Raw genomic sequence first — 26,841 nt, forward strand, 5'->3', positions numbered from 1 at the left:
CCTCATATTGTCGTCTCATCCTTGAGTCCTGCTTACCCGAAGCCCTTGTTTCTCACCCCTTCCGGGTGGGCTCCGCTGCAGAAGTGGGGCGCATTATACGTCCCTCCCGATCCTTTGCAACACCTTTCTTAAAATTTCTTTCAGTTTTTCAAATACACCCTGAAACAGCCCTGATTTAGGCGTCCATACAAACACAATAATGGACGCCAACAGCAGACTTTCTCCGCCTATATAATACGGACGCGAGCTATCTTCTTCTTACCTGCCTGCACAACCTGGGTAGTACCAGGCACAAACTTATAGTCGGGCGCGATTTTTTCCCCATCGACAAATACAGCTCCACGTCCCAAGGCATCTTTAGCTGCAGATCCGTTGGCAGCCAATCCAGCCAATCGCAGCAAAGAGGCCGCAAAGATTTCTGACTGACCTTCAGAGTTGACCTCTACCTCGACTATATCTTCAGGGATATCACCAAGCCTTACCTGATTGCCGGCAGATTTATGGGCATTCTCCGCAGCTTCCCTACCATGGAAACGAGTAATAATTTCCTCGGCAAGCTCCCGCTTCACTTCTTGAGGATTCCTGCCGTCTTTAACTCCCTGAAGCAGAGCATCGACTTCTTCCATGGGACGGAAGCTCAACAACTCGAAATAACGGGGAATCAACTCGTCCGGCATAGAAAGAAGCTTGGTATACATTTCACCAGGAAGATCATTCACTCCCACGTAATTACCCAAGGACTTCGACATTTTCTGCACACCATCCAATCCTTCCAATATTGGCATGGTGATAATTACCTGAGGGTCCTGGCCTGCATTTTTCTGCAACATACGCCCCATCAGCAGATTGAATTTCTGATCCGTTCCGCCAAGTTCGACATCCGCTTCCAGCGCCACACTGTCCTGCCCCTGTACCAACGGATACAAGAACTCATGTATGGATATAGATTGCTCATTGGCATACCGCTTACTAAAGTCATCCCTCTCCAGCATGCGAGCAACCGTGTACTGTCCCGCCAGACGAATCATATCCGCCGCAGACATTCTCCCCATCCATTCACTATTAAAACGGACTTTGGTCTTGGCCGGATCGAGAATTTTGAAAACCTGCTCTTTATAGGTTTCCGCATTTCTGGCTACATCCTCTTCTGTTAAAGGAGGCCTTGTAGCACTTTTCCCGGTTGGATCACCGATCATTCCAGTGAAATCACCGATCAGGAAGATAACCTCATGACCAAGATCCTGAAATTGCTTTAGCTTATTAATAAGAACCGTATGCCCCAGATGCAAATCCGGAGCGGTGGGATCAAAGCCTGCCTTAATTTTCAATGGCCTGCCTTGCTTGAGCTTCTCTATTAGCTCTTCTTCTTTGGTAATTTCGTCTGTTCCGCGCCTGATAAGCGCCAGGGATTCTTCGAGAGATACTGATGACATTCGTCTTCCGGCCTGTTGCAACTTGTTACGCTATTAACACTCGGTAATCGACATAGTTGATCGATTTCACACATAATTCTGCGCCGAAATGGTCAACTATTGATCGAAAGGCGCCACAGTATACCAGTATTTTTTTAGATCACTATGATCTTACGAAAGAAAGGCCAACAAACCCAAGGACATGGATTTAACGATCAATCAATGAAGATCGTGACAGGCCGATCCGCTTAAAAGATGCATAGTTTTTAAAAATGCTTATACTTGCCTATTAAAGCTTTTTGCAAAAAGTCGGATCTAACCATCCATGTCTAAAAGAAAATTGCTACTCAAATTGCCGAAAACTCACTTTCTGGCAGCGACCGCTGCCGGTCTGATGATTGGTGGCGCTCTTATATTCAGCCCCAGCGAACAAGCTGAGGCCAACCGCATCAGCATGAACCTGCCTATAGATGGCGTTCAGAGTTCAGAATCCCCTACTCTGGCGATGGTCACACCTGCAGAACAGAAAGCAGCCTCTTCTCTTCAATCCGAAGATGAACTGACAGCTGAAGAGTTAGTCTCTATTGAGACTCCCGCAGAAACTGCACCTGTGACATCGAACTCACGACTCTCCTGGCATGCCTATCAGGTGCAAAGCGGCGATAGTTTCTCCACATTGTTCAAGCGCGCCGGCGTTCCCCCAAATGTCCTGGCCAAAATGGTTCAGGAACTCCCCGGTAAGGATTGGACCCAACTATATCCAGGTGAGGAAATTGAGTTTGGGTTTGATGATGAAACCTTCCACACCATGCGGATACATCGGAACAGATTGGAAAACTGGCTGATCACCGAAAGTGACGAAGGCTCATTCACTTTGGACAAAGTGCTTGCCGAACCGGAAGTACAAACCTCTTACGCTGAAGGCACGATTAATACGGCTCTGTTCATTGACGCCAAGAAAGCTGGCTTATCCGATCAATTGATTATGGAGTTTGCCAACATCTTCGGCTGGGATATCGACTTCATCCTGGACATTCGGGAAGGCGATAGCTTCAAGCTGGTGTATGAAGAACTCTACTTCGAAGGCGAAAAAATTGGCATCGGCAACATCCTGGCAGCTCAATTTGTAAACCAGGGTAAAGTCTATAACGCCGTTCGCTACGAAGATAAAGCAGGCAAGGTCAGTTACTTTACGCCGGAAGGAGAGAGCATGAAGAAAACCTTCCTGCGATCTCCAATCGATTTTGCCAGAGTGTCCTCTCACTTTAACCTGAGCAGGAAACACCCGGTTCTACACACCATCCGGGCACACAAGGGAACAGACTACGCCGCCGGCAGAGGTACTCCCATTAAGGCAACAGGTGACGGCAAGGTCATCTTTGCCGGACGCAAAGGCGGCTACGGAAATGTGGTCATCCTCCAGCATGGCCAGTCCATCACAACGCTTTATGCGCATATGAAAGGCTTTGCTCGCGGAATCAGATCTGGAAAACGCATATCTCAAGGCCAAGTGATTGGATATGTTGGAAGCTCAGGCCTGGCGACCGGACCTCACCTACATTTTGAGTTCCGGGTCAATGGGGTACACAAGAACCCTGTTACGGTTAAACTCCCCAAAGCTCAACCTGTCGCCAAGTCTGAACTTGAAGCATTCAAAAAACACGCTGAAATAGCGATGGCACAGCTCGAGTCATACGCCAACAGCTATCAGGTTGCTTCATCCAAAGGCGTATCCAGCGCAGAACAGGACTTATGAACGACGACTCTATGAGCTCGCCGGAATACTATATCGGCATCATGTCAGGCACCAGCCTGGACGGTATAGATCTGGCGATCATAGAGTGCGATCAAAACCAGCTTTCCACCTTCCATACTCAATTCAGTCTGTTTCCGGACGACTTACAGAGGGCTCTCGCAGAGTTGACCCTTGCCGAATCGTGGGACCCGGATCACTACTACCGTATAGAAACCGAGCTGACGCAAACTTACGCCAATGCCGTTCAGACCGCTCTAGCCTCATCTCAACTAACCGCAGCCGACATTACTGCCATAGGCTGTCATGGCCAAACAGTTCGACATAGAGCATATGCAACTCCGGCTTACACTGTTCAAATGATCAACGGCTCTCTGCTCTCGGAACTAACGCAAAGCACGGTTATTACAGATTTTCGACGCAGGGACATGGCAGCAGGCGGCCAGGGAGCCCCACTCGCACCAGCATTTCACTATGCAGCATTGTCCGAGATTCACCCTCATGCAGCCGTATTGAACCTTGGAGGCATTGCCAATCTGACCATCTGGAATCAGGATCAGCTGACAGGCTTCGACACCGGGCCGGCAAACGGACTGATGGATGCCTGGATGCAATCACGATTTGGCAAACCCAGAGATGACGGAGGCGATCAAGCCAGACAGGGGCAGGTTAGCCAAGAGCTACTCGAGCAACTATCAAAACACCCCTACCTTCAGCTGAGCGCCCCCAAAAGCACGGGAAGAGAAGAATTCAACCTCAACTGGCTGGAATCTCAACTGGAAGACCACCAAAACGTGTCTGACCAGGATGTTCTGACCACATTGGCAGAGTTTACCGCTACGACGATTGCTCAGTCCTTAAAAGAGAAGACTCCCAGCCATCTCTATGTCTGTGGTGGTGGCGTAAGAAACCTCTATGTCCTTGAGCGCCTGCAGCAATTGGTGCCCAAGACAATCATAGCCCCGACATCAGAGGTTGGTATTGACCCTGATTTTATGGAGGCCATTGCATTTGCCTGGATTGCACGTCAGACCATTCACCTCCAACCCGGAAATCAACCGTCAGTCACCGGCGCTCGAGGTCCACGCATCCTTGGCGCAATTTATCCTCGCTAGAACCTGATACACCACTGATTAAAAGATATCAGAAGTCCACATAGCCATCGGAACGCAACCGACGCTCTTCATCAGGACCATAGGGAACGACTTCTACAAAAGGAGGGAGGGACTCTGGTGAAATATTGTGTAAGCGCATATAGGTGGAACATACCCGCACATCAATTACACGAAAGGCATCCAACTGGGCAGCCTTGTCCACAATGCTTTTGAACTCACGATAGTTATCCTTGGAAAAGTACTCAACTTCAGGTCCATGCAACACAAAGGCAATGGGCTCTCCCAAAGCAAAGCTATTCTCCTGATCCAAGAGCTGGGACGCCCTTTCAAAAAGGTCCGCAATCTCACCCTCAGTGTGAAGCTCTATTTTGGCAAGATAACGGGTATGATCTTCGGCAATGGCTGGCGTAGTGGTCGGCGTTTCAGCGGCAAGCCCTCTGGAAATCAATAGCCCAAGAAGAATGGCCAACCGAAACAGCTTAATTGCGACCGAACGCCAGTTCATAGCAGCTTCACAGCTTATATGGAAAATGAGCTGCCGCACCCACAAGTGGTTGTAGCATTTGGGTTGTTGATAACGAACTGCGCACCTTCCAGCCCTTCTTTGTAATCCACTTCCGAGCCCACCAAATACTGATAGCTCAAAGAGTCAACAAGCAGTTTAACCCCATCTTTTTCAACGACAGTGTCATCGTCATTGACCGATTCATCAAAGGAAAAGCCGTACTGAAACCCGGAGCAACCACCACCGGTGACGAACACCCGCAGCGCAAGCTCATCATTCCCCTCTTCCTCAATCAGCATTTTTACTTTTGCTGCCGCACTATCAGAGAGGTAAAAAGGCTTAGGTTCAAAGGTTTCAGCGACACTCATTCAATTTTCCCACAGTTGGTAAAACATTCACTTGGCAGGCTGAAGAGTCATTTTCTTCAACCTGATGTGAAATTATCCAATTAACCCAGCAACCAGGTCAACTATTCATCCCTTGCGCCAAATCCTTACTCTTGTCTTCAGGGGCAGTATCCTTTGCTACAGCCTCCTTTGCGACATCGACTTTGACAGGCTTGTTCTTGCCAGAGATCGGCTCAACCTTGTCTTGGGGCTTGTCTACATCCTTTTGATGCACCAGGTTACCATTCACTTCCGCTCCCATGGCCATCTCAATAAGGTTGTAGTACACATTTCCTGTTATGGAGGCCTTCGGCGCTAATTCAATATGCTCTGACGAATATACGTCTCCGTGAACGGTACCGTTGATGATCACATGAGGCGCGACCACATTACCGCGGATTTCACCCGCCTCACTGATTCTGACGATCGCACCATTGTTATCCGGCGCGGAACGAATTTGTCCCTCAATTGTTCCATCAATATGAAGCCCGCCGCTAAAAGTTACATCTCCCTTGAGTTCAGTTCCTTTGGCAATCAGTGTGTCAAACCGACCACCAGATGTTGGTTTACTTTTTTTACTTCCAAACATAGGAATTACTCCTCTACCTTCCATTCGAAGGTTCGTTCAATCTTTGTCGCTTTTTTACCGGATGATTGGGCTACCACTTGAATCTGCTCAGGAGCAAATCCTTGGGGTAATTCCAGTTCACCAGCGATATCCTGAAAATAGCGGAAGCGGAATTTGACACCAAGGTCCTCCGCACCCGCCACGTCACGCAAGGGAAGAATTTCTTTTTTATTGTTGAGGTTTCCTATCAGGTTAACGGCCACCAATCCCTGAATATAGGAGTTGTTATCCGCCACCTGGGTCAGCACCAGCTTATATTGAAAACGCCGCTCTCCGCGGGCTTTATGCAATTCCATTTTCTGGATCTGCAATCCTTTATCAGCACCGGAAGGCGCCATGATGTTCTTGTAGAACGCAATATCCTCTTCAAGCTGAAGAATCCTGCTTTCCAGCGTCTGTACCGTACCCTGTACATCCCGATTGGCAACCTGGTCGATTACTCGTCCACGCTCCAGGTTCGCAACTTGCTGAGCAAGTTCAGTTGCCCTTCCTTCAGCCACTTCCAGCATTTGCTTCAATTCCTGGTTCTGCTCAGCATAGCTTTCACCGCGACTGACAGCGGTATACCAGCCCATGGCAATGCCACCAAAAATACTCAGCATTACGGCCAACCAAGCCAAAAAATGGCGTTTGGCTTTTTCTGCGGGGCGATAAGGAACAACTATTAATTTTTCTTCAGTACTTTTCATTTTTCCACAGTCTGATGACAGCTGATGTCAGTCTGGTCACAGCGAAAAATGATACCCTTTGGTCCCTCACCGAATATCATCACGAATCGCCCTATCAGGGCAGTAAGGCAATCTGGTTAAGCCCGGCCGTTTCTTCCAAACCTAGCATAAGGTTCATATTTTGCACGGCCTGACCTGCAGCGCCTTTTACAAGATTATCGATCACCGACAATACAACGACCACATTACTGTCCGGCTGCTGATGTAAGGCAATCCTGCACAGGTTGGTGCCGCGAACCGTCCGGGTTTCCGGATGCTCCCTCAAAGGCATTACATCGACAAAGGGCTCGTCACGGTAGTGATCTTCAAAAATATTCTGAAGCTCCGAGAAATCCCCTTTAAGTTCAGCATAGAGTGTCGCCTCAATTCCACGAATCATCGGCACGAGATGAGGTACAAAGGTCAAACCTACCGGAGCACCAGCGACCTGCCCCAGGCCCTGCTTGATTTCCGGAAGATGACGATGGCCAGACGCTCCGTAGGCCTTGAAGCTTTCTGAAACTTCACAGCTCAACGTTCCTACTTTCGCCTGGCGGCCGGCCCCACTGACACCGGATTTGGCGTCCGCAATCAACCGCCCGGAATCCACCAACTGATTTTTCAGTAGAGGAATAAAGCCCAGTTGAACCGCGGTCGGATAACATCCCGGGTTGGCAACCAACCGTGCGGAGCGGATCTTTTCCCGATTGATCTCAGGCAATCCGTAGATGGCTTCTCCCAGTATTTCCGGACAAGCATGCTCCTGACCGTACCAGTGTTGCCAGACGGCGGCATCGGCAATCCGGAAGTCCGCAGCCAGGTCCACCACTTTGGTACCTTTGGCCAGCAGTTCAGGAACTATCTTCATCGCTACGCCGTTAGGGGTGGCAAAAAACACCAAGTCGCATTCAGCAAGCACATCAGTGTCCGGCTCACTGAAGGCAAGATCAAGATGACCGCGTAAATTGGGAAACATATCCGCAACAGGTGTGCCGGCCTCTCCTCGTGAGGTGATGACACTGATTTCCACCTGCGGGTGCGCGAGTAATATACGAATCAGTTCCACACCGGTATAGCCGGTGCCACCTACGATGCCTACCTTAAACATATGCCAACCTTAACCACGATGTATTACGCCAACGAATGTTGCGACTTTGTTTATTTTCAAGTACTAAACGAATGATTTTGCAAGAACTCACATTCGTTTTACGGATTGCGTATACTACCAGTTTTCACCCGTCCTGGCAGAGTCTGTTTACATAAATAAACCGGCCTTACAAAGGGACATTATTTCATCTTTTATTGACAGATCTTCCACTTACACGATATTGACGTCCAGGATACGTGCGTGAACTCTGACTGGCTTGCTTAAGGAGACATAGTGCAGAAGAAGGAGAAGTCCAAACTCCGATTAGAACTTCCCCCTGCGCTCGTGCAGCGCTGGGACCTCGCCTTTCAATCCTTTCGCCGCAGGGTCGCCAGCTATGACGCTCTCCCGCAATTGGCTTTCCTTGGTATTCTCTCCGGCCTGCTGACCGGAGTGGTTATTCTACTCTTCCGCTTTGCCATCGAATGGCCCCTCTCCATTCTGCTCCCTGACGGGCATTCTGAGGCATTTGAAGGGCTCAGTCCTTTGGCCCGGGTGATTCTTCCCCTGAGTGGCGCCCTGACCCTGGCGTTAGTACTGCACCGGCTTGGCGTTCAGAATCGTAAGGTTGGTGTCGCCCATATCATGGAACGCTTGGGCTATCACCAGGGTTACATTTCCTTTAAGAGCGGAATGCTGCAGTTTTTCTGCGGAATTATGACGATCATCAGCGGCCAGAGCGCTGGTCGGGAAGGTCCCGCTGTGCACCTGGGAGCCACTGCCTCCAGCCTGCTCGGTCAAAGAATGCGTCTGCCTAACAATAGCATCCGGATGCTGGTTGGATGCGGAACAGCCGCGGCGATTTCAGCTTCATTCAACACTCCCATTGCGGGCGTTATATTCGCCATGGAAGTGGTCATGATGGAATACACCATTAACGGGTTTACCCCAATTATCCTGGCCGCCGTTACTGCAGCAGTAGTGTCCCAAACCGCTTACGGTGATGACCCAGCCTTTATCGTGCCGGACTTCAGCCTGCATTCTCTCTTGGAATTACCCTACATTGTGGCCGCGGCCATTCTGATTAGTCTGTTTTCCGTGCTGTTTGTCAATGTCATGACCCAGACCATGACCCGCATACGCATCGGGCTGATCTGGAAACTCCTGCTTGCCGGGCTTATTACCGGCGGTAGCGCCCTGGTTGTTCCTGAAATTATGGGGATTGGTTATGACACCGTTAACCAGGCAATTGCCGGCACCCTGCCCTTCCTGTTTCTTCTGGTGATTGCGCTGATGAAACTGCTGGTGACCTCCACCACGATAGGCTTGGGGATGCCCAGCGGCATCATCGGTCCAACGCTTTTTACAGGCGCAACATTGGGAGGCGCTCTGGGAGTATTGGCACAGAACCTCATGCCCACTCTGGCGTCTGAACCGGGTTTCTACGCGGTGCTGGGTATGGGAGCGATGATGGGATCAGTGCTGCAGGCCCCGTTGGCCGCAATTATGGCAGTCATCGAGCTTACCCGGAGCCCCAATGTCATTCTTCCGACCATGCTGATCATTATCATTTCGAGCTTGATCGCATCACATTACTTCCGACAAAGATCGGTATTCCTGAGCATTCTGCAGCTGCAGGGACTGGACTACAAAGCTGAACCCCTGACAATGGCGTTGCGGCGCATCTCCGTTGGAGCCATCATGGAACGCAGCATCAAACGGGCCAAACAGCAATTGAGCTGGACAGATTGCCAGTCTGCGCTAAAGGAACAACCCAAGTGGATCATTATCGAAGGCGAAGACAAACCCCGGGCAGTTCTGCCCGCCGCCGACCTGGCCCGCTATCTGGATGAGAACAAGCCTGAGGAAGAGTTTGATCCCGAGACCTTGATGGTCGACTTGCTGAGTATTCCAGCCCAAAGAAGGGATGCAGCCTCGCTACATATTCAGGCCACGCTGGAGGAAGCCTTGCAGAGATTCAATGACAAAGGGGTGGAAGCACTTTATGTGGAACGGACCTCCGCGCCACTGATCAAACCGATTATTGGCGTTATCACCCGGGCAGAAATCGACAGCTTCTACCGATACAAACCTAAATAGGTTCCCGGCTCAAGAATCGAATATTTACTTTCACGTCTCAAACAGAACAAACATCGGACAAAACGAGGACACCATGCTCTGGGTAAAAGCATTTCACATCATCGCGGTAGTGTGTTGGTTTGCAGCCATTTTTTACCTTCCCAGACTTTTCGTCTATCACGCTATGGCAGAGGACGAAATCAGCAGAGAGCGTTTCAAAATCATGGAGCGCAAACTTTACCGGGGAATCGGTACTCCTTCCATGGTGATCACCATTGCTCTGGGAATCTGGCTACTTTCCTATAACTTCCAGGGTTATCTTTCTCAAGGATGGGTGCATGCAAAGCTGACACTGGTTGCCGCGTTGGTGGCTTATCACTTTTACTGCGGGTATTTGTTGAAGGTGTTCAAAGAAGATCGGAATCAGCGGTCACACGTGTTCTATCGTTGGCTAAATGAAGCACCAGTCCTGGCCCTGATCGCCATTGTGATCCTGGTCGTTGTCAAACCCTTCTGATGTCCGGAGCCACTGCTTCATGCCAAATCTGAAAGACGTACCGAGGGTTCTGTCTATTGGAGGCTTGGATCCCAGCGGAGGAGCCGGGATTCATGCTGACGTAAAAACCATTAACAGTCTTGGTGGACACGCGACAAGCCTGGTCACCACGCATACCGTTCAGGACAGCCAGAGAGTATATGCTCACTATCCTGTGGACACTGCCATCCTGCATGCTCAGCTCGAAAAGCTTTTCGAGGATTGCCCTCCCCAAGTGATCAAAGTTGGGGCGCTTGGAAATTCAGAAATCACCTTATGGCTGGGAGATGTCTTCAACGGGGTAGCAAAAAATACTTTCAAAGTGCTGGATCCAGTTCTTAGTGCAGGTGGCGGAGGCTCTCTGTCCGGCCATAGGCAACTCGAAGCATTAAAAGACCATGTGCTGCCACATATTGATCTCCTTACCCCGAATACACTGGAACTATCCAATATCACCGGACTGAACAATGAAACAGAGGCAGTTCAGCACCTTTTCAAACTTGGAGTCCGGCACGTTTTGATCACTGGTGGACATGAACCTGACCAAAAGCATATTCGCAACCGGTGTTATTCAAATTCAACAAAGCCACCATCTTTAGGCGATCACTTGACCTATCAGGAGTGGCAATTGTCGCGAGTGAAAGGCGAGTTTCATGGGACAGGATGCACCCTGGCCAGCGCCATCGCCACATTGATCGGGAAAGGCTTCCCGCTCCACCAAGCGATCGAAACTTCACAGCAATGGCTGACAGAGCGGGTAAGTAGCGCCTATCGCGTTGGTCATGGCCAATCCTATTTAAATTTTCTGGAGTACCAACAGTGACCAATCCAGAATTTCCCCCACGGGGATTATATGTCATCACCGACAGTGGACTTCTTCCCGGTGACCGCCTCTATCAGGCAGTGGAAGAAGCGTTGTTGGGAGGCGCCGAGATCGTTCAGTACCGCAACAAGGAGAGTGCTCCTTCACAAAGATTGCATGAGGCTTCCAGGTTACAGGAAATTTGCTCCCGCTTCGGAAAGCCTCTCATCATTAATGATGATGTGGCCCTGGCTGCCAGCTGTGGCGCAGCGGGCGTACATCTGGGACAAAGTGACGGTTCGGTTTCAGAAGCTCGGAACGGTCTCGGAGAACGCGCAATTATTGGCGTTACTTGCCACGGCCGGTTGGATCTCGCCCAGAGAGCCGCGAAAGAAGGTGCCAGCTATCTGGCTTTCGGGCGTTTCTTTGCCTCTCATACCAAACCCAACGCCATACCTGCAGATCTATCTGTCATCGCGGCAGCAAAACAATCCACCGGTTTACCAACCGTTGCAATTGGCGGCATCAATTTGGACAATGCGCCTCAGGTACTTCAAGCCGGTGCCGATTTCCTGGCAGTCATCCATGGAGTCTTCGGCCAGAATGACACCCAAAGGCGGTGTGAGCAGTTTTCGACCCTGTTTCATTCTTGATAAAACTGAGGTACAAACTCCATCCAGACCATCACCGGCATCATCGTTATCGATCAGCTAAGGATTTCACATGTCCCAGTCAGAATCATTATTTACCCGCGCCCAGCAATTTATTCCTGGCGGTGTTAATTCCCCGGTTCGAGCCTTCAAAGGTGTCGGCGGCACTCCGGTTTTCTTCACTCGTGCCGAAGGAGCCTACATGTATGATGAAGACGGACAGCGCTATATCGATTACATCGGCTCCTGGGGGCCAATGATATTGGGTCATGGCCACGCCAAAATCCGCGCGGCACTGGAAGAACAGCTCCAACACGGCGTGGGATTCGGCGCCCCCACTCGAATTGAAGTAGATATGGCAGAGAAAGTCTGCAGCCTGATGCCCTCTATCGACATGGTCAGAATGGTCAACTCCGGTACCGAAGCCACCATGAGCGCCATTCGACTGGCACGCGGTTTCACCGGCAGAGACAAGATCATCAAGTTTGAGGGTTGCTATCACGGCCACTCCGACTCCCTGCTGGTGAAAGCCGGATCCGGGGCATTGACTCTTGGTGTCCCCAACTCACCGGGCGTTCCCGCCAGCATCGCGGAACACACCATTACGCTGACCTATAACGATATTGACCAGGTCAAACGCTGCTTTGAGGAAATTGGTCAGGATATTGCCGCGGTTATTGTCGAACCCATTGCAGGCAACATGAACTGTATTCCGCCAATTCGCGGATTTCTGGAAACTCTGCGGAGCTGTTGTGACAATTCCGGTGCAGTACTGATTTTCGATGAAGTCATGACCGGCTTCCGGGTAGCTCTGGGTGGCGCTCAGGAAGTCTATTCCGTCAAACCTGACCTGACCACATTGGGCAAGGTCATCGGAGCCGGTCTTCCGGTAGGTGCCTTCGGCGGACGTCGGGACATCATGTCGCATATCGCCCCTCTTGGCCCGGTGTACCAAGCCGGCACACTTTCAGGCAACCCTCTGGCCATGGCAGCCGGTTTGGCAATGCTGAATGAAATCAGCCAACCCAGCTTCCATGAAGAGCTTGGCGCCAAAGCGAAAAAACTGATCGAAGGATTGAAACAGGCGGCTTCAGATGTGGGTATTCCGATGACGACCCATCAGGTTGGCGGAATGTTCGGCTTCTTCTTTTCCGACGAACCGATCATTACCCGTTACGATCAGGTCATGCAATGCGATATGGAGAAATTTAAAGCGTTTTATCACGGCATGCTGCAAAAGGGGATTTATCTGGCCCCATCAGCATTCGAAGCAGGCTTTATTTCCTCTGCCCACACTGACGAAGATATCGCTGCCACGATTAACGCAGCAGCAGAAGTCTTCAAAACCCTCTAATACTCCAGAGCAAATCGATCTAGATAGCTGCGGCCTGCTTCCGGGCCGCAGCGGCTCCAGCGGAGTCCCCCTTGGCATCACGCACAATCGCCAGCGTCTGCAGTGACTGCTTGCGGAATGCCGGATCCTTTCCACTTAAAGCAATGGCTTTCAAGCATAGCTGCTCGGCTTTGTTATAGGAGCGTTGATCATACTGGACCCGCGCCATCTGCAAATATACCTCACCCGCCTGAGGCGACATTCTCTGGGCACGATCGAGAAGCAGCAATGCCTGATCATACTGTCCGGTGCGGGCACTTGATTCCGCCTGGGCCAACACCTGAACGGCCGCTGCAGAAGGCCTCTCGCGATCAATTTCCACGGGCTTGGTGACCGGCTGCCCAATTCTGGTGGGTGGTTTTTCCTCAGGCACTTGAGTCACAGGAGAACTCGTACCAGGGTCCGGCTGACGGGTAGTCGTTCCCTGTGTTGGAGAGGGATTTTCCTGTATTGGTGAATAAGTACATCCATGCACCAACAACAAAACTGTCAGCGCCAGAAATCTACGGGATATCATTGGCTTTCCCATGCTAATTACCGTGTTGATAGTCGCAACCCTCTGTTCATTTTTAAAAGGTTAACTATTCCACCATCTGCGCAGCCAACGCTCAAGCAAATTTCCGCGATCAACACATCCAGCCCTTTCCTTGGGCGCCGTGCCTATCATAAACGGCAATGCCACAGCCCCTTCACAATGCTCCGCGGACAATAATCCACTTTTCTGGTCCACCCACGCCCACTCGACGGATTCCGGTGCCGTCGGAATAAATGACACTTGCGGAAGCTGCCGGTACAAACCTAGCCATGCCACCAGAGCCCCGGATGAACCGGTCAATCCTGTAGGGCTGTTATCATCTTTCCCCATCCAGACAGCCGTAAGATATTGGCCGTTAAATCCGACAAACCAGCTATCACGATAGTCATCAGTGGTTCCGGTCTTGCCCCCGACATAATAATCTTCAGGCAAGGTCCGATACACACCACGACCAGTTCCACTGCGCATGACTTCAAACAGACCATACTGACCGATATAGGCTATGCCGGGGTCTATGACCTGCTCTGTATCGAAAGAATACCGGGAGAGCAACTCACCTTCAGCTGTGGTGACCGCTCGAATAGCACGCAGTGGCGTTCGAAATCCTGTGGATATCAGGTTCTGATAAAGCTCGGTGACCTGCAACGGCGTCAAGCTCAAAGCTCCCAACAACACGGAAGGGTATGGCTTCACTTCCACATCCGCGCCAAGTTCATGAATGGTATCCAGCACCTCCGGCACCCCAACTTGTAATCCTAACCGGGCGGTCGCCAGGTTGAGCGATCGGGCCAGAGCCTCCTGCATGATCACGGTGCCATGACTTTCCCCGTCATAGTTTTTCGGTGACCACTCATCCCCATTCTCGAACTTGAGCATAAACGGCTCATCTTCCAAGGGAGACGCCAGAGTGTATTCGCTCGAATGCTTCAATGCCGTCAGCATGACAAACGGCTTGACCAGAGAACCGATTTGCCGTTTCGCCAGCAATGCCCGATTAAAACCGCTGAAGTCTGCTTGCCGATCACCCACGACAGCCAGAATCTCCCCACTGCTCACGGCGGTCGTAATCATTGCCCCCTGCAAACCTTTGTTAACGCTCGCCTGTTCTTTCTGCTGAATCGTTTCACTTAACGAATGTTCCGCCTTGGACTGCACCAGTGGATCCAGCGTTGTAAATACACGCAATCCTTCCGACTCAAGATCCTCTTCCCGATAATCCCTGGTCAGTTGTTGCTTGACCACATCCATAAAAGCCGGATAAGCGCTGGCAGAGTATCTGGGCTTGGGAATCACGCCCAATCCCCTCGCCTTATCAGCCCTGGCCTGTTTCTCGGAGAGAAGTTTGGCTTCGACCATTTGGTCCAACACCAGATTACGGCGCTCTTTGGCCCGATCCGGATGGCGACGAGGATCATAATAGGAAGCACCTTTGACAATCGCGACCAGCAAAGCAATCTGATCAGATGTCAGATCGGATACCGACTTACCGAAGTAGAAGTGGCTCGCCATACCAAAACCATGTATCCCCCGAGCCCCTGCCTGACCGAGATATATCTCATTAGCGTATGCCTCAAGAATCTCCCCCTTGTCGTAATGGAACTCCAGCATCAGCGACATTAATGCTTCATTCGCTTTTCGCCACAGGCTTTGCTCATTACTCAGATAAAAGTTTTTTACCAATTGCTGAGTCAGTGTGCTGCCACCTTGCACCACACGACCTGCCCGGATGTTCGCCCAGGTGGCCCGGGCGATGGACAACGGCGACACCCCGTAGTGACTGTAGAAATGGCGATCCTCCACCTGGATCAGGGCTTGCTCCAACTTATCCGGCAGCTGCTCCAGGTTTACCAGAATCCGATCCTCCTGCTGGGCTGGGTAAATACCACCAATTTTAACTGGCTCCAGCCTTGCCCAGCTTAATGCCCTACCGCTCCAGTCGAGTATTTGGTCTACCGTATTATCGTTAAACTCCACCCGAATCCGATGAGCCTTTTCGTTGCCGTCTGCAAACTGGAACCCCCGGCTGTATATCTCCACGGCATAGGATCCCGCAGCGTAGGTCCCGGGACGATCTGCCTTGGTTTTACGTTCATAGCCCAATTCCGCTAACTCAGCCTGCAGATCAGACTTAACCAAAGCCACACCCGGGTATAACTCCAGAGGACGGGCAAACACCTGAGCGGGTATCTGCCACCGTTTGCCGTCAAATTTATGCCTGACCGTCGCATCCAGGTAGACACACCATCCAGCGAACACCACCAGCAATACCACACTGAATTTCCAAAACACCGATTTCCAGCGGGATGGGCGCTTTGAGGACTTCTTGGCAGATGATTTACGTGATCCGGTAGAGGATTTTCTCGATTTGGACATGAATGGGGGAATTCTTCCGTTTTTTAGTGATCTGAATGTTCTAAGCTAATGATTGGAGTAAACCTGTGAGGTATGATACCCAATTTGCATATGCCATTGGCATGAAAACCTCGCAATATTCTAAACAGCGCCAAGAGCCGGCGGCTAACTCAATTAAAAAACAAAGGAGCTACGCGTGAGCGACAGCTTGGTTCAAGCACTCAAAAATTCGGCCACCTACCATCACCCTGTGTCCGAAATCCAGCTGATTGAAACCCATATTTCCTGGGTTTTCCTGACCGGCACCTACGCCTATAAAGTAAAAAAACCCATGGACTACGGTTTTCTCGACTTTACCGCTCTGGACAAGCGCAAGTACTACTGCGAGGAAGAACTCCGCCTGAACCGTCGCCTGGTCCCGGACGTCTACCTGGAAGTTATCCCCATTACAGGAACCCCGGAAGCTCCCATCCTTGAAGGAGAGGGAGAGCCCTTCGAATATGCCATCAAGATGCGCCAGTTCAATCCCAAGACTTTGGATCAAATGCCTCAGGATGATCCGGCGCTTGGAGAGCACCTTGAGCAACTGGCGCTGAAGGTTGCAGACTTCCACTTGAATCATTCTGCCAAAACCGACGAGGGCATGACCTTCGGGCACCCTGATGTCGTCTTTGAACCAGTTCAGCAGAATTTTGATCAGATCCGCCCGCTATTGAACGATCCAGCCGAACTTAAACAGCTCGATTATCTGGAAGGTTGGGCTCAAAGCACCTTTGAGCGACTGCGCCCCTTAATGGAGCAAAGAGACAAGGACGGCTTTGTCCGTGAATGTCACGGTGACATGCATCTGGCTAACGTTACGGTACAAGATGGTAGCGTCATGCTGTTTGACTGTATCGAGTTTAACGAATATTTCCGCTGGCTGGATGTCTACAACGACATCGGCTTCCTGTTAATGGATCTGGAAGACCGCAGCCTGAAAGGACTGGGATATCGAGTTTTAAATGCCTATCTGGAACAGACCGGCGACTACCAGGGGTTGGCCCTGCTACCGTTCTACAAAGCCTACCGAGCGATGGTAAGGTGCAAAATCGCCCTGTTCACTATGGGAGCACCCGGGATCAGTGAGGAAATGCGCCAGGAAGAAGAGAAAAAGTACAAGCGCTATATGGATCTCGCTGAATCCTACATGGCAGTTCCTTCACGCTTTCTCATCATCACTCACGGCGTGTCCGGCACAGGTAAAACCACCATCAGCTCTCACTTGGTCCAGCGTCTCGGCTGTATCCGCCTGCGCTCCGATATAGAGCGTAAGCGCTTGTTTGGCTTAAAGTCTCAGGAAAAGAGCCATTCAGAACTGGATGGTGGCATTTATTCGCCGGACGCCAATATCAAAACCTACCAATATCTGGCAAGTGAAGCGGAAATGCTTCTGCAGGCAGGCCAGGCTGTCATTATCGACGCTACGTTCCTGCACCAGGATCAGCGCGCCATGATGGAAGAAGTTGCTGCAGAAAACGGCGTTCCCTTTGCCATTGTTGACTGCAAGGCTCCACAGGCAAAAATTGAGGAATGGCTGGAGAAACGCTCCGCCGAAAGCGAAGACGCCGCCGAAGCGGATGTCAACGTCATGCGTCATCAACTAACCCACGCGGAGCCATTTACTGAAGAGGAAATGACTCACGTGCTGGAGTTGGCCAGCGACAATCTGGACGAAGTTGACGCGCTAGCCGACAGACTGGCCAGCAAGCTGGGCAGAAACTAGGACTTGTCCTTTAGGGGTGACGATGTCACCCCTTTAACTTTCAATCTTTAACCTTCAACTTCGAAACAAATCCTGCCTCCAGTACGGCCAAATTCACAGAAGAGCCCCGACACTCACCCCAATTCATTCTTCTTCCTTCCCTCGTTGACCGACCAAATGGCACAGTGTTCCAGTCTGTCTATAATGAAACTAAAGCAGGATAATCTTCAGCCTTGTAAGTAATTTATTGATTACCATGCAGTTTCAATCGGGAGACCGCAAATGGATAAAGTAAGAATCATCGAAGATACGATGTATCAGTTGCTGCGGGATGAAAAGATCGACGAATTCAATGACCGCAAAAACAATGGACAGGCTTTGCCAAGCTTTGAGTTTTGTGATTTCCGGGGTCTGGACTTGAGAGGTCTGGACGCTGACGGACTCGACCTCCGTGGCGCCTACTTTCGTGGAGCAGATTTGCGAGGAATCAACTTCAGTAACACACAGCTGGAGGGAGCCAGTATCGCCGCCACAAAAATATCGGGGTGTCTTTTTCCCAAACAACTGCCGGCCGATGAAGTGATAATGTCTCTGACTCACGGCACGCGTATGCGCTACTTCCCTTAGCTACGAAAATTGAAAGGATGACATTTCACCTCCAGCAATCCGGCAATTATCGATACAATAAGGGATTTACTGAGATGACTGAGGGTTTAAATGCCATCACAATTGCTGGGAACCTGCCCGACCCAATTGCTTGACTCAATTCCTGAAGGACAAAGCAAGGGGATTAATCTGGACCAGCACAACCTGTTTGTCATTCACCACCAAGGTCGATATTACGCATATCTCAACCAGTGTCCCCACCTGGGCATTGAACTGGAATGGATGCCTGACCAGTTCCTGGACCATGCACGACAATTTATCCATTGTGCCACCCACGGCGCCCTGTTCCTCATTAAAACCGGTAAATGCATCTCCGGCCCCTGCCAGGGGCAATCCCTGCAGCCGGTCACTGTGGAAGAGGACGGCGACCAGATCAAATTCCTGCTGCCCTGAAAGGCCTCCATCATTCAGAACAATGTCACAACCTTAATTCAAGGCAATGTCATATCTTAAATGATCACAGGCACCCGATGATCAAGCACCATTTCTGACACAGAGAGACAACTTTTATAAGCCAGCACTTCCACACCCGCCGCATGTGCCTTTTTTACCGACTCAGCATATACCGGATCGATGTGGCGGGCAGCCTGCACACTATCAATGCCTGAATGATTTACCACATAGCAGAGTACCGACCGAAACCCAGACCGAACCATGTCACTCAACTCTTCAAGATGCTTTGAGGCACGGGTACTGACCGCGTCTGGAAAGTATCCCACCCCATTTTCCAGCAAAGTGGCATTTTTTACTTCAACATAGCAGTCCGGCAGGTTCGGATGACCTGATAGAAACCAATCCGCCCGACTACCCTGGCTGCCGTATCGTACTTCCGGTCGATGATGTTCGTAACCGGCCAGCTCTTCAATCACTCCATTACGGATCGCTTCTCCAACCATCTCGTTGGGCCGGGAAGTATTCACACAGATCCAATGCCCCTCCGGGGTTCGTCCCAACTCCCAGGTGAACGGATATTTACGCTTTGGATTCGCGGCTCTGCTGTAGTACACCTGGGAACCCGGTTCAGCACAGCCTTTCATGGAGCCTGTATTGGGACAGTGAATAGTGATCACCTCACCATTTTCCAGCTCAATATCCGCCAAAAATCTCTTATATCGTCGAATCAGAATGCCGTAACCCGGCTCCAGCTCCACTCTCAATTTAATGTTGCTCCCCGATGTTGCTGTTCATAATCGCAGATAACCGCACCGCACAAGTTCATCATACGCCGTTCACCATAAGATAATTTGACAAGACAAATCCTCTCATTTTCAGTACCGTAACTGGTTCTGATATAAACTGTTTTCGCCCAGACAGACAGTTTTCTGGCATTATTCCCAAAACAAATTTTATGGGCTACCTTGAAAAGAGTTGGCGCCAGGATCGTAGATCTGCTATTTTTCGCACGCTTAGCGGCGGTTAATCGCCAATCTACCAGACAAGATGGTTCCCGGATGTCGAGCGCCAGGTCTATAACAGACCCGGACAAGCAGTAAGCCGGGCAGTTTAAACATGGGGCAGAGCATATGCCAAACACTGAAGCGAAGAGCGCTGAAAAGTTTACCAACTTTACACCTTACGAACCCGCAAAGGGCGAAGAATACATGAGTCCAGGCCAGCTTGAGCATTTCAAGCAGATCCTGCTCAACTGGAAACAGGAACTCATGGAAGAAGTCGATCGCACGATGCACCACATGCAGGAAGACGCGGCAAACTACGCGGATCCCAGCGATCGAGCCACCCAGGAAGAAGAATTCAGCCTGGAACTGCGTACCCGGGACCGTGAGCGCAAACTGATCAAGAAAATTGATCAGACCATCGAGCTGATTGACCGCGAAGATTACGGTTTCTGCGACTCCTGCGGGGTTGAGATCGGTATTCGCCGATTGGAGGCCCGCCCTACCGCCACTCTTTGCATTGACTGCAAAACTCTGGCGGAAATCAAGGAGAAGCAAACCGGCATCTAACCTGCCCGCTCTGGTTTATGCCTGCGTCCAAGCCTGTTTATAGGGGGCGTTTCGCCCCCTCGCCAACCGGCCTCTTGCACTTCGGCTCCCTGGTCGGAGCTGTCGCCAGCTATCTGGATGCAAAGTCACATCAAGGCTATTGGCTCGTCCGTATCGAAGATATCGATCCCCTGCGTGAACAGGCAGGAGCCAGTGATGCCATACTACGTTCTCTGGAAGCTCATCACCTCTACTGGGATGAAAAAGTCACCTTCCAGTCCCACCATCAGGAACGATACGAATTTCAGCTGCAGCAGCTCAGACAGAAAAAACTGATCTATGCCTGCCCCTGCAGCCGAAAACAATTACACGCGAATCACGGCCTGCATTTGGACGTATGCAGAAATCGAAAAGTAGCCTTTGTGGAAAATGTTGCCATCCGCTTCGGTGTCAGCAATCAAAATGAGGGGTATCACGATTTAATTCAGGGCCCAACGACTTACCATCTAAGGCAGGAAATAGACGATTTTGTTGTAAAACGAAAGGAAGGGTTTTATGCCTACCAGCTGGCAGTCGTCTGCGACGATGTGGCCCAAGGCATAACCCACGTTATCAGGGGCATCGATCTGGTGGATTCCACTCCCCTGCAGCTTCAGCTTTACCGGGGCCTGGATACAAGACCACCGGCGTTTGGTCATTTCCCCGTCGTGGTAACAGATGACGGCAGCAAACTCAGCAAGCAAAAACTCTCTCCTGCTCTCAATCCCCAGACAGTGACCCAAAATCTCACCCTGGCCGGAGCGGCTTTGCGCCTGATCGACAAGGACGAGCAGACCCCTGATAAACCAGAAGAGTTGCTCCAGTGGATGGTTAGTCGCTGGTCCAGGTCGCCCTTGAAAGGCATCAAACAACTTCCCTCCCCCTTCACGGCCTCACAACAAACCGTTAACTAACTCTACATAAAACAGTTAACCATCTACGTAAAACCGTTAACTACTTACGTGAAACATTTAACTAACTGCGTGCCGGCAAAGGAGTTTTGCATGCAAACGTCCGGTTCAGTAACATGGACAGGTTGTTATCGAGGCCACGGCTCACATGTATATTTACCGATTGGTTTTTTTGCTGATACTCGGGGTTTATATATTCTCTCCGGTGATCATGGATTGGTGGATTGCACCAGGCAGCGCCTGGTATCGCCCCTACATCATGTGGTTCCTCATTATCGTTTTGGCATTCTGGCTGGAACGTAAGCGAGGCCCGAATGAATTTTAGCGCCTGGCAACTGCTGGGCCTTGGCGGCCTTTACCTATCCACCCTGTTTGCTCTGGCTTATCTCAGTGAACGCGGCCTCATCCCCCTGCGATGGGTTCGACACCCTGCAGTCTATATTCTCTCCCTGGGAGTATATGCGAGCGCCTGGGCGTTTTATGGTTCAGTAGGTCTTGCCTACGAATACGGCTTCGGTTTCCTGGCTTTTTATCTGGGTATCTGTGGTGCTTTCCTATTAGCTCCTGTGTTGCTGATGCCTATCCTTCGGGTCGCCAAATCCTATCAATTAAGCTCCATTGCAGACCTTTTCACCTTTCGCTATCGCAGCCAGTGGGCCGGCACCCTGAGCACGCTGTTTATGATTATCAGCTCGTTGTGCCTGATGGCCCTTCAGTTTCAGGCTGTCATGACTTCCATAAACGTGCTCACCGGCACCGATCACCACTTTTGGGTCGGCTCGGCGTTTTGTGCCCTGGTCATCATATTTACCATATTTTTCGGCGCACGCGGGCAGTCACGGGTGGAACGCCATCCCAGCCTGATGGTAGGTATCGCTCTGGAAGGCCTGCTGAAGATCATCATCATTATCACCCTTGGCATTATCGTCGCGTATAAAGTCTTCGGCGGATTTGGGGAATTAAATCAATGGCTGACCGACAATGCCCAGCGGGTCAGCTCACTGGACCGCCATTTGGAAGATGGCCCCTGGCGCGCCTTGCTGTTGATATTTTTCGCCTCGGCACTGGTCATGCCCCACATGTTCCACATGATCTTCACCGAGAATCTCAACTCGCAGGCACTATTCAAAGCCAGTTGGGGTCTGCCACTCTATCTCCTGCTGATCAGTCTTCCGGTGCCTCTATTCATGTGGGCGGGGATTAAAATGTCGGTTCCCACCGAGCCCGATTATTTCATTCTGGGATTAGGCGACCGATTTAACCTTCCATGGTTTAACGCCGTCGCCTTTCTTGGCGGACTCACCGCCGCCAGCGGCCTGCTAATTGTGAGCTGCCTGGCGCTCGCCTCAATGGCGCTGAACCACATTATTTTGCCCGTCTACCAGCCTTTGGCCAGAAGGGATATCTATCGCTGGCTGACGCTGGTCAGGCGATTACTGATCACCATCATTCTGGGCAGTGGCTATCTGTTCGCGGTATGGCTGGATGGCAAGCTTTCACTTTCGATTCTGGGCGTACTGGCCTTTTCTGCCGGTCTTCAACTGTTACCGGGCGTGCTCAGTGTTATCTACTGGCCTTTGGGAAATCGTTATGGCTTTATCTGGGGACTGATCACAGGTTTCACTCTCTGGCTGATGACCCTCGCTCTACCACTGATTCTAGATGTTGATATTCTTTCCTGGGGACTGTGGCCTACCGATTACCGCCTGAACAATAACGATTGGCATTACTATGTCATGATTTCCCTGACGGCCAACATCAGCGTATTTGTTGGCCTTTCACTGTTCTTTAAACTATCCACGGAAGAGGAACGCGCCGCGCAGGCTTGCTCGGTGGATACTCTGATGCGCCCCTCAAGGCGTGAACTAATTGCCGCCAGCTCGGAAGAGTTCAAGGATTTTCTTTCCGTCCCTCTGGGACAGGCTGCCGCAGATCGCGAAGTCAACCATGCCATTGCTCAACTTCAGTTGCATGAAGTCGAGTTCCGCCCTTATGCCCTTCGACGGCTGAGGGACCAGATTGAGGCCAATCTCTCGGGGCTGCTGGGGCCGGCGATTGCTCAGGATATCGTCAAACAATATCTCCAGTTCAAACCGGCAAGCAGCGTGACACCGGCACAGGATATCTATTTTGTCGAAACCAAACTGGAAGATTATCACCACCGCCTCAGCGGCCTGGCCGGTGAGCTGGATACGCTCAGGCGCTATCACCGCCAGACTCTGCAAAACCTTCCAATAGCTTCTTGCTCTCTCGGCGTCGATCTGGAAGTCCTGATGTGGAACCAGGCCATGGAACAAATGACCGGCATTTCGGCCCCTCAGGTGATTGGATCACATATCAGCTCCATCGAAGCACCCTGGGCCGAACTGTTGTTCAGCTTTGCAAATGGAGAGGACCGGCATGTTTCCAAGAAACGAATCGATCTCGAGGGTCGACCTCACTGGTTCAATTTGCACAAGGCAACGATCGATAGCGATGCCGCCGGTCAGGTCCTGATGATCGAAGACTATACGGAAACCCAGTTACTGGAAGAAGAATTAGTCCACAGTGAACGGCTTGCTTCCGTAGGACGGCTGGCAGCCGGTGTGGCGCACGAAATCGGCAACCCGGTAACCGGCATTGCCTGTCTGGCACAGAACCTCCGACTGATGACCAAGAACGAAGAAGTACTGGTTGCAGCAGACCAGATTATTGATCAAACCCAACGGGTTTCACGCATACTGCAAACTCTCATGCGCTTCAGTCGCTCCGGAAATTACAGCCAACCCCTGCAACATGAACCGACACAACTCAAACGTTGCGTTGATGAAGCAATCCACTTACTCTCTCTGTCTGCGGCAGACCCTCAGGTTTATTTCGTTAATAATATTGACGAAGGCATTCATGTGATGGGAGATGGTCAGCGGTTGGTGCAGGTGTTCGTCAACTTACTGAGTAATGCCAGGGATGCTTCGCCTCAGGAGGCGCACATCTGGATTGATGCGGACATTGAAGACTATACCACCAGGATAGAAGTGGTTGATGAAGGGGCAGGAATCCCCAGCGATCAAATCGACCATTTATTCGAACCATTCTTCACCACCAAAGATCCCGACAAGGGTACAGGCCTGGGTCTTGCACTGGTATATAGCATTATTGAAGAGCACTATGGACATATACGAATCGAAAGCCCGGCGAATCCGGATACGGGAAGGGGAACTCGGGTTGTGATGCAGATACCAGGTGCCGCCATTGATACAACGCCGCAGACTGAAGAACAGACGGAATCCTGATTTATGGCTTTAATCTTAGTAGTTGAAGACGAAAGCATTATCCGCTCGGCACTGAAACGCCTGCTGGAACACAACGGCCACCAGGTCCTGGAAGCAGATTCCGTGGATGCCGCTCTGGCCACCATCGCGGAAACCAAGCCGGACCTGATCGTGTCCGACCTTCGTCTCCCGGGCAAACCAGGCACAGAATTAATCACTCTGGCAAAGGTGCCGGTGCTGATCATGACAAGCTATGCCAGCCTGCGTTCTGCAGTGGACTCTATGAAGCTTGGTGCGGTTGACTATATTGCCAAACCCTTTGACCATGAAGAAATGTTGTCGTCCATCCAGACGATTCTCGACCGCACACCCGACCACCCCAAAGAATCTTCACCTGCCGCCCCCCCGGAAACTCATCAGACCTTCTCCAATACCAAGGTGGATCTGAACCAGTTAATGTATGGCGAATGCCTGGAAATGCAGAAGTTGTTCGACCTGATCCGAAAGGTTGCTCCCACGGATACAACAGTTCTGATTCAGGGAGAATCGGGTACAGGTAAAGAGTTGGCGGCACGTGCACTGCATACTCTTAGTCCGAGACAGTCTGCTCAGTTGATTTGCGTAAACTGTGCTGCAATTCCTGAAACGCTGATTGAGTCAGAACTTTTCGGCCATGAGAAAGGAGCCTTTACCGGCGCGGTCGGAGCCCGCAGCGGTTTAATCGAGGCAGCTGATAGTGGCACTCTATTTCTTGATGAAATTGGCGAACTTCCTTTGGAAGCGCAAGCCCGGCTGCTACGAGTTCTGCAGGAAGGCGAAATTCGCCGGGTAGGTTCCACTCAGTCCAAGCAGGTCAATATTCGCCTGGTGGCGGCAACCCACCGAAATCTTAAGGCCATGACCAAAACCGGTGAATTTCGAGAAGACCTTTACTACCGGCTGAACGTCATGCAGCTGAAGATCCCCCCCTTGCGAGCCCGCGAAGAAGACGTTGTCGGACTGGCCAAGATGCTGCTCAAAAAGATCGGCGACCGTATGGGCAAAGGCAGTCTCCGGTTCGACAAGGAAGCCTTGTCAGCCATCCGTCACTATGAATGGCCGGGAAATGTCAGGGAAATGGAAAACGCCGTTGAGAGAGCCGTCATACTGGCAGACAGCGACACCATTTCGTCAGACCTTCTCGATATCGAGCTTGAAAGTGACTTTGAAGTCCCTGAAGGGATGATGGGTGTGGAAAAGGGCGGAGATAAAGCAGCTGATCTTTCCCTGGAAGACTATTTCCAACACTTCGTCCTCGAAAACCAGGACAACATGAGCGAAACCGAGCTGGCCAAAAAACTGGGAATCAGCCGTAAAAGCCTGTGGGAAAGACGCCAGCGTCTTGGCATACCGCGCAAGAAGGGATCTAAATAGCCATATCCATACTGCTGGGCCGATTCATATTCACTTCGCGCCCAGCACTCCCCAAATTCTGCCGCCTGAAGCGTCACTTTTTCTCTTTATCTCCCGCTTCATACTCATAATTCTCCACTTCACACTCAAATAATCCTGGCATGCAATTTTTACAGGTAACATTTCGGTAACACTTTTCTGATAAGGACCCTAATTTTTGGCCTTCCCTTTTCACACATACCCCACCAATTTTTTGCACCATATTGGACAATTCTGCACTTCAATACGGCATCGCCTATTATTTCTTTAATTTAGATAGATATTATCAATCGATTTATTACTATTTTTTCTTGCACAACCATTCTTCTGTGCAATATTTATTCAAAACAAGAAACTTTTGAGCCAATACTTTTCACTCAGCCTGCTCACTTGTTACCAGTTGTTACCCTGGGGAACAACTTGGCGCTACAAAGTGGGGCACGGTAACACTTTCGTACGCAAAACTACTTACGAACTCCATCACAAAACAGATAACACCATGTTTATGAAGGCTTTTTAATAAACCTGGCACACCCAATGCTATTTACAGATCACAAAATAAAAATAAAAACCCCTTAAGCTGCACAAATAAAAATAAAAAAGCAGAGCAAACAACAAAAACAACCCAGAACAAAAACAAGAATACGGGTGGCGAACTGATTGTTTTGGATGCCAAGCTTTTTAGCGGTATCAAAGGTATGGGTAGCGGTCTAGAAGAATAAAAAACGCGAAGGCGAGAAACGCTAGACATTCAACTCTTCCCTCACACCTATTACTGCTCGACGTATTCAAAGCGTTCCGTTTGCATACTGAACTCTAAGGCTCTAATCGTGGGGCGAAATTTATGGGACTGGGACGAAACAAAAATAATAATTCGTCTGACCTTCTTCTCAGTGGGGATGGAAATCCATCCCCCT

At 50.6% G+C, this 26,841-nt stretch carries 24 protein-coding genes; 15 read left to right on the forward strand and 9 right to left on the reverse strand.

Going from position 1 to position 26,841, the window contains the following annotated elements:
- Positions 1-227: 227 nt before the first annotated feature.
- The gene (gene tyrS, locus BTA51_RS27870) at positions 228-1,433 is read right to left on the reverse strand and encodes a tyrosine--tRNA ligase (RefSeq protein WP_094712369.1); all 1,206 of its coding nucleotides are present in this window, start codon (positions 1,431-1,433) and stop codon (positions 228-230) included.
- Between the two features lie 304 nt (positions 1,434-1,737).
- Here tyrS and BTA51_RS27875 point away from each other — a divergent pair, with 304 nt between their 5' ends.
- Together BTA51_RS27875 and BTA51_RS27880 are read left to right on the forward strand one after the other, a co-directional pair.
- Complete coding sequence (locus BTA51_RS27875; protein ID WP_246841224.1) at positions 1,738-3,168, forward strand: OapA family protein; 1,431 nt, start codon at positions 1,738-1,740, stop codon at positions 3,166-3,168.
- Positions 3,165-4,280, forward strand: a complete 1,116-nt coding sequence (locus BTA51_RS27880) for an anhydro-N-acetylmuramic acid kinase (protein ID WP_094712370.1) — start codon at positions 3,165-3,167, stop codon at positions 4,278-4,280. The genes BTA51_RS27875 and BTA51_RS27880 overlap by 4 nt, the downstream gene beginning before the upstream one ends.
- A 28-nt stretch (positions 4,281-4,308) precedes the next feature.
- On the opposite strand, the gene BTA51_RS27885 is transcribed toward BTA51_RS27880, so the two are convergent.
- From BTA51_RS27885 to argC, 5 genes are all read right to left on the reverse strand, one after another.
- Positions 4,309-4,785, reverse strand: coding sequence for a DsrE family protein (locus BTA51_RS27885; protein ID WP_094712371.1), 477 nt, complete (start codon positions 4,783-4,785; stop codon positions 4,309-4,311).
- 14 nt (positions 4,786-4,799) lie between these two features.
- Positions 4,800-5,153, reverse strand: coding sequence for an iron-sulfur cluster insertion protein ErpA (gene erpA / locus BTA51_RS27890; RefSeq protein WP_094712372.1), 354 nt, complete (start codon positions 5,151-5,153; stop codon positions 4,800-4,802).
- Positions 5,154-5,250: 97 nt separating this feature from the next.
- Complete coding sequence (locus BTA51_RS27895) at positions 5,251-5,760, reverse strand: polymer-forming cytoskeletal protein (protein WP_094712373.1); 510 nt, start codon at positions 5,758-5,760, stop codon at positions 5,251-5,253.
- A gap of 5 nt (positions 5,761-5,765) precedes the next feature.
- Complete coding sequence (locus tag BTA51_RS27900; protein WP_094712374.1) at positions 5,766-6,488, reverse strand: DUF6776 family protein; 723 nt, start codon at positions 6,486-6,488, stop codon at positions 5,766-5,768.
- A 94-nt stretch (positions 6,489-6,582) separates the two neighbouring features.
- A complete protein-coding gene (gene argC, locus BTA51_RS27905) occupies positions 6,583-7,614 on the reverse strand; it encodes an N-acetyl-gamma-glutamyl-phosphate reductase (protein ID WP_094712375.1) in 1,032 nt (343 codons plus the stop codon).
- A 273-nt stretch (positions 7,615-7,887) separates the two neighbouring features.
- On the opposite strand from argC, the gene BTA51_RS27910 reads away from it, so the two are divergent.
- The 5 genes from BTA51_RS27910 to hemL all read left to right on the forward strand — a co-directional run bounded on the left by BTA51_RS27910 (position 7,888) and on the right by hemL (position 13,013).
- Positions 7,888-9,693, forward strand: coding sequence for a chloride channel protein (locus BTA51_RS27910; RefSeq protein ID WP_210404939.1), 1,806 nt, complete (start codon positions 7,888-7,890; stop codon positions 9,691-9,693).
- A gap of 73 nt (positions 9,694-9,766) precedes the next feature.
- Positions 9,767-10,189: a protoporphyrinogen oxidase HemJ gene (gene hemJ, locus BTA51_RS27915; RefSeq protein ID WP_094712376.1), complete on the forward strand. Its 423-nt coding sequence runs from the start codon at positions 9,767-9,769 to the stop codon at positions 10,187-10,189.
- 19 nt (positions 10,190-10,208) lie between these two features.
- Positions 10,209-11,030 (forward strand): hydroxymethylpyrimidine/phosphomethylpyrimidine kinase, encoded by an 822-nt coding sequence (locus BTA51_RS27920; RefSeq protein ID WP_094712377.1) that lies wholly within the window; start codon positions 10,209-10,211, stop codon positions 11,028-11,030.
- On the forward strand, positions 11,027-11,662 hold the full coding sequence (gene thiE, locus BTA51_RS27925) for a thiamine phosphate synthase (protein ID WP_094712378.1): 636 nt from the start codon (positions 11,027-11,029) through the stop codon (positions 11,660-11,662). The genes BTA51_RS27920 and thiE overlap by 4 nt, the downstream gene beginning before the upstream one ends.
- 70 nt (positions 11,663-11,732) lie before the next feature.
- A complete protein-coding gene (gene hemL / locus BTA51_RS27930) occupies positions 11,733-13,013 on the forward strand; it encodes a glutamate-1-semialdehyde 2,1-aminomutase (protein ID WP_094712379.1) in 1,281 nt (426 codons plus the stop codon).
- A 19-nt stretch (positions 13,014-13,032) separates the two neighbouring features.
- On the opposite strand, the gene BTA51_RS27935 is transcribed toward hemL, so the two are convergent.
- Positions 13,033-13,581, reverse strand: coding sequence for a tetratricopeptide repeat protein (locus BTA51_RS27935; RefSeq protein WP_094712380.1), 549 nt, complete (start codon positions 13,579-13,581; stop codon positions 13,033-13,035).
- A gap of 48 nt (positions 13,582-13,629) precedes the next feature.
- Entirely contained in the window at positions 13,630-15,960 is a 2,331-nt protein-coding gene (gene mrcB / locus BTA51_RS27940; RefSeq protein WP_094712381.1) for a penicillin-binding protein 1B, read from the reverse strand.
- Between the two features lie 175 nt (positions 15,961-16,135).
- On the opposite strand from mrcB, the gene BTA51_RS27945 reads away from it, so the two are divergent.
- The 3 genes from BTA51_RS27945 to BTA51_RS27955 all read left to right on the forward strand — a co-directional run bounded on the left by BTA51_RS27945 (position 16,136) and on the right by BTA51_RS27955 (position 18,742).
- Positions 16,136-17,704, forward strand: coding sequence for a bifunctional aminoglycoside phosphotransferase/ATP-binding protein (locus tag BTA51_RS27945; RefSeq protein WP_094712382.1), 1,569 nt, complete (start codon positions 16,136-16,138; stop codon positions 17,702-17,704).
- Between the two features lie 261 nt (positions 17,705-17,965).
- Positions 17,966-18,310 (forward strand): pentapeptide repeat-containing protein, encoded by a 345-nt coding sequence (locus BTA51_RS27950; RefSeq protein WP_094712383.1) that lies wholly within the window; start codon positions 17,966-17,968, stop codon positions 18,308-18,310.
- Between the two features lie 90 nt (positions 18,311-18,400).
- A complete protein-coding gene (locus tag BTA51_RS27955; protein ID WP_094712384.1) occupies positions 18,401-18,742 on the forward strand; it encodes a Rieske (2Fe-2S) protein in 342 nt (113 codons plus the stop codon).
- 56 nt (positions 18,743-18,798) lie between these two features.
- Here the strand turns inward: BTA51_RS27955 and sfsA are convergent, their stop codons facing one another.
- Complete coding sequence (gene sfsA / locus BTA51_RS27960) at positions 18,799-19,506, reverse strand: DNA/RNA nuclease SfsA (RefSeq protein WP_210404940.1); 708 nt, start codon at positions 19,504-19,506, stop codon at positions 18,799-18,801.
- Between the two features lie 366 nt (positions 19,507-19,872).
- Here sfsA and dksA point away from each other — a divergent pair, with 366 nt between their 5' ends.
- From dksA to BTA51_RS27980, 5 genes are all read left to right on the forward strand, one after another.
- Positions 19,873-20,313: an RNA polymerase-binding protein DksA gene (dksA, locus tag BTA51_RS27965; RefSeq protein ID WP_094712386.1), complete on the forward strand. Its 441-nt coding sequence runs from the start codon at positions 19,873-19,875 to the stop codon at positions 20,311-20,313.
- A gap of 17 nt (positions 20,314-20,330) precedes the next feature.
- Positions 20,331-21,245 (forward strand): tRNA glutamyl-Q(34) synthetase GluQRS, encoded by a 915-nt coding sequence (gene gluQRS, locus BTA51_RS27970; RefSeq protein ID WP_094712387.1) that lies wholly within the window; start codon positions 20,331-20,333, stop codon positions 21,243-21,245.
- A gap of 145 nt (positions 21,246-21,390) precedes the next feature.
- A complete protein-coding gene (locus BTA51_RS30315; protein WP_168188325.1) occupies positions 21,391-21,567 on the forward strand; it encodes a hypothetical protein in 177 nt (58 codons plus the stop codon).
- Positions 21,557-24,514 carry an ATP-binding protein gene (locus BTA51_RS27975; RefSeq protein ID WP_094712388.1) on the forward strand — a complete coding sequence of 986 codons (2,958 nt, stop codon included), beginning with the start codon at positions 21,557-21,559 and terminating at the stop codon, positions 24,512-24,514. Before BTA51_RS30315 ends, BTA51_RS27975 begins: the two co-directional genes overlap by 11 nt.
- A gap of 3 nt (positions 24,515-24,517) precedes the next feature.
- Complete coding sequence (locus BTA51_RS27980) at positions 24,518-25,906, forward strand: sigma-54 dependent transcriptional regulator (RefSeq protein WP_094712389.1); 1,389 nt, start codon at positions 24,518-24,520, stop codon at positions 25,904-25,906.
- Positions 25,907-26,841: the final 935 nt, after the last annotated feature.

Origin of the sequence: Hahella sp. CCB-MM4 (assembly GCF_002260525.1) — a bacterium.
Classification (GTDB): Bacteria; Pseudomonadota; Gammaproteobacteria; order Pseudomonadales; family Oleiphilaceae; genus Hahella.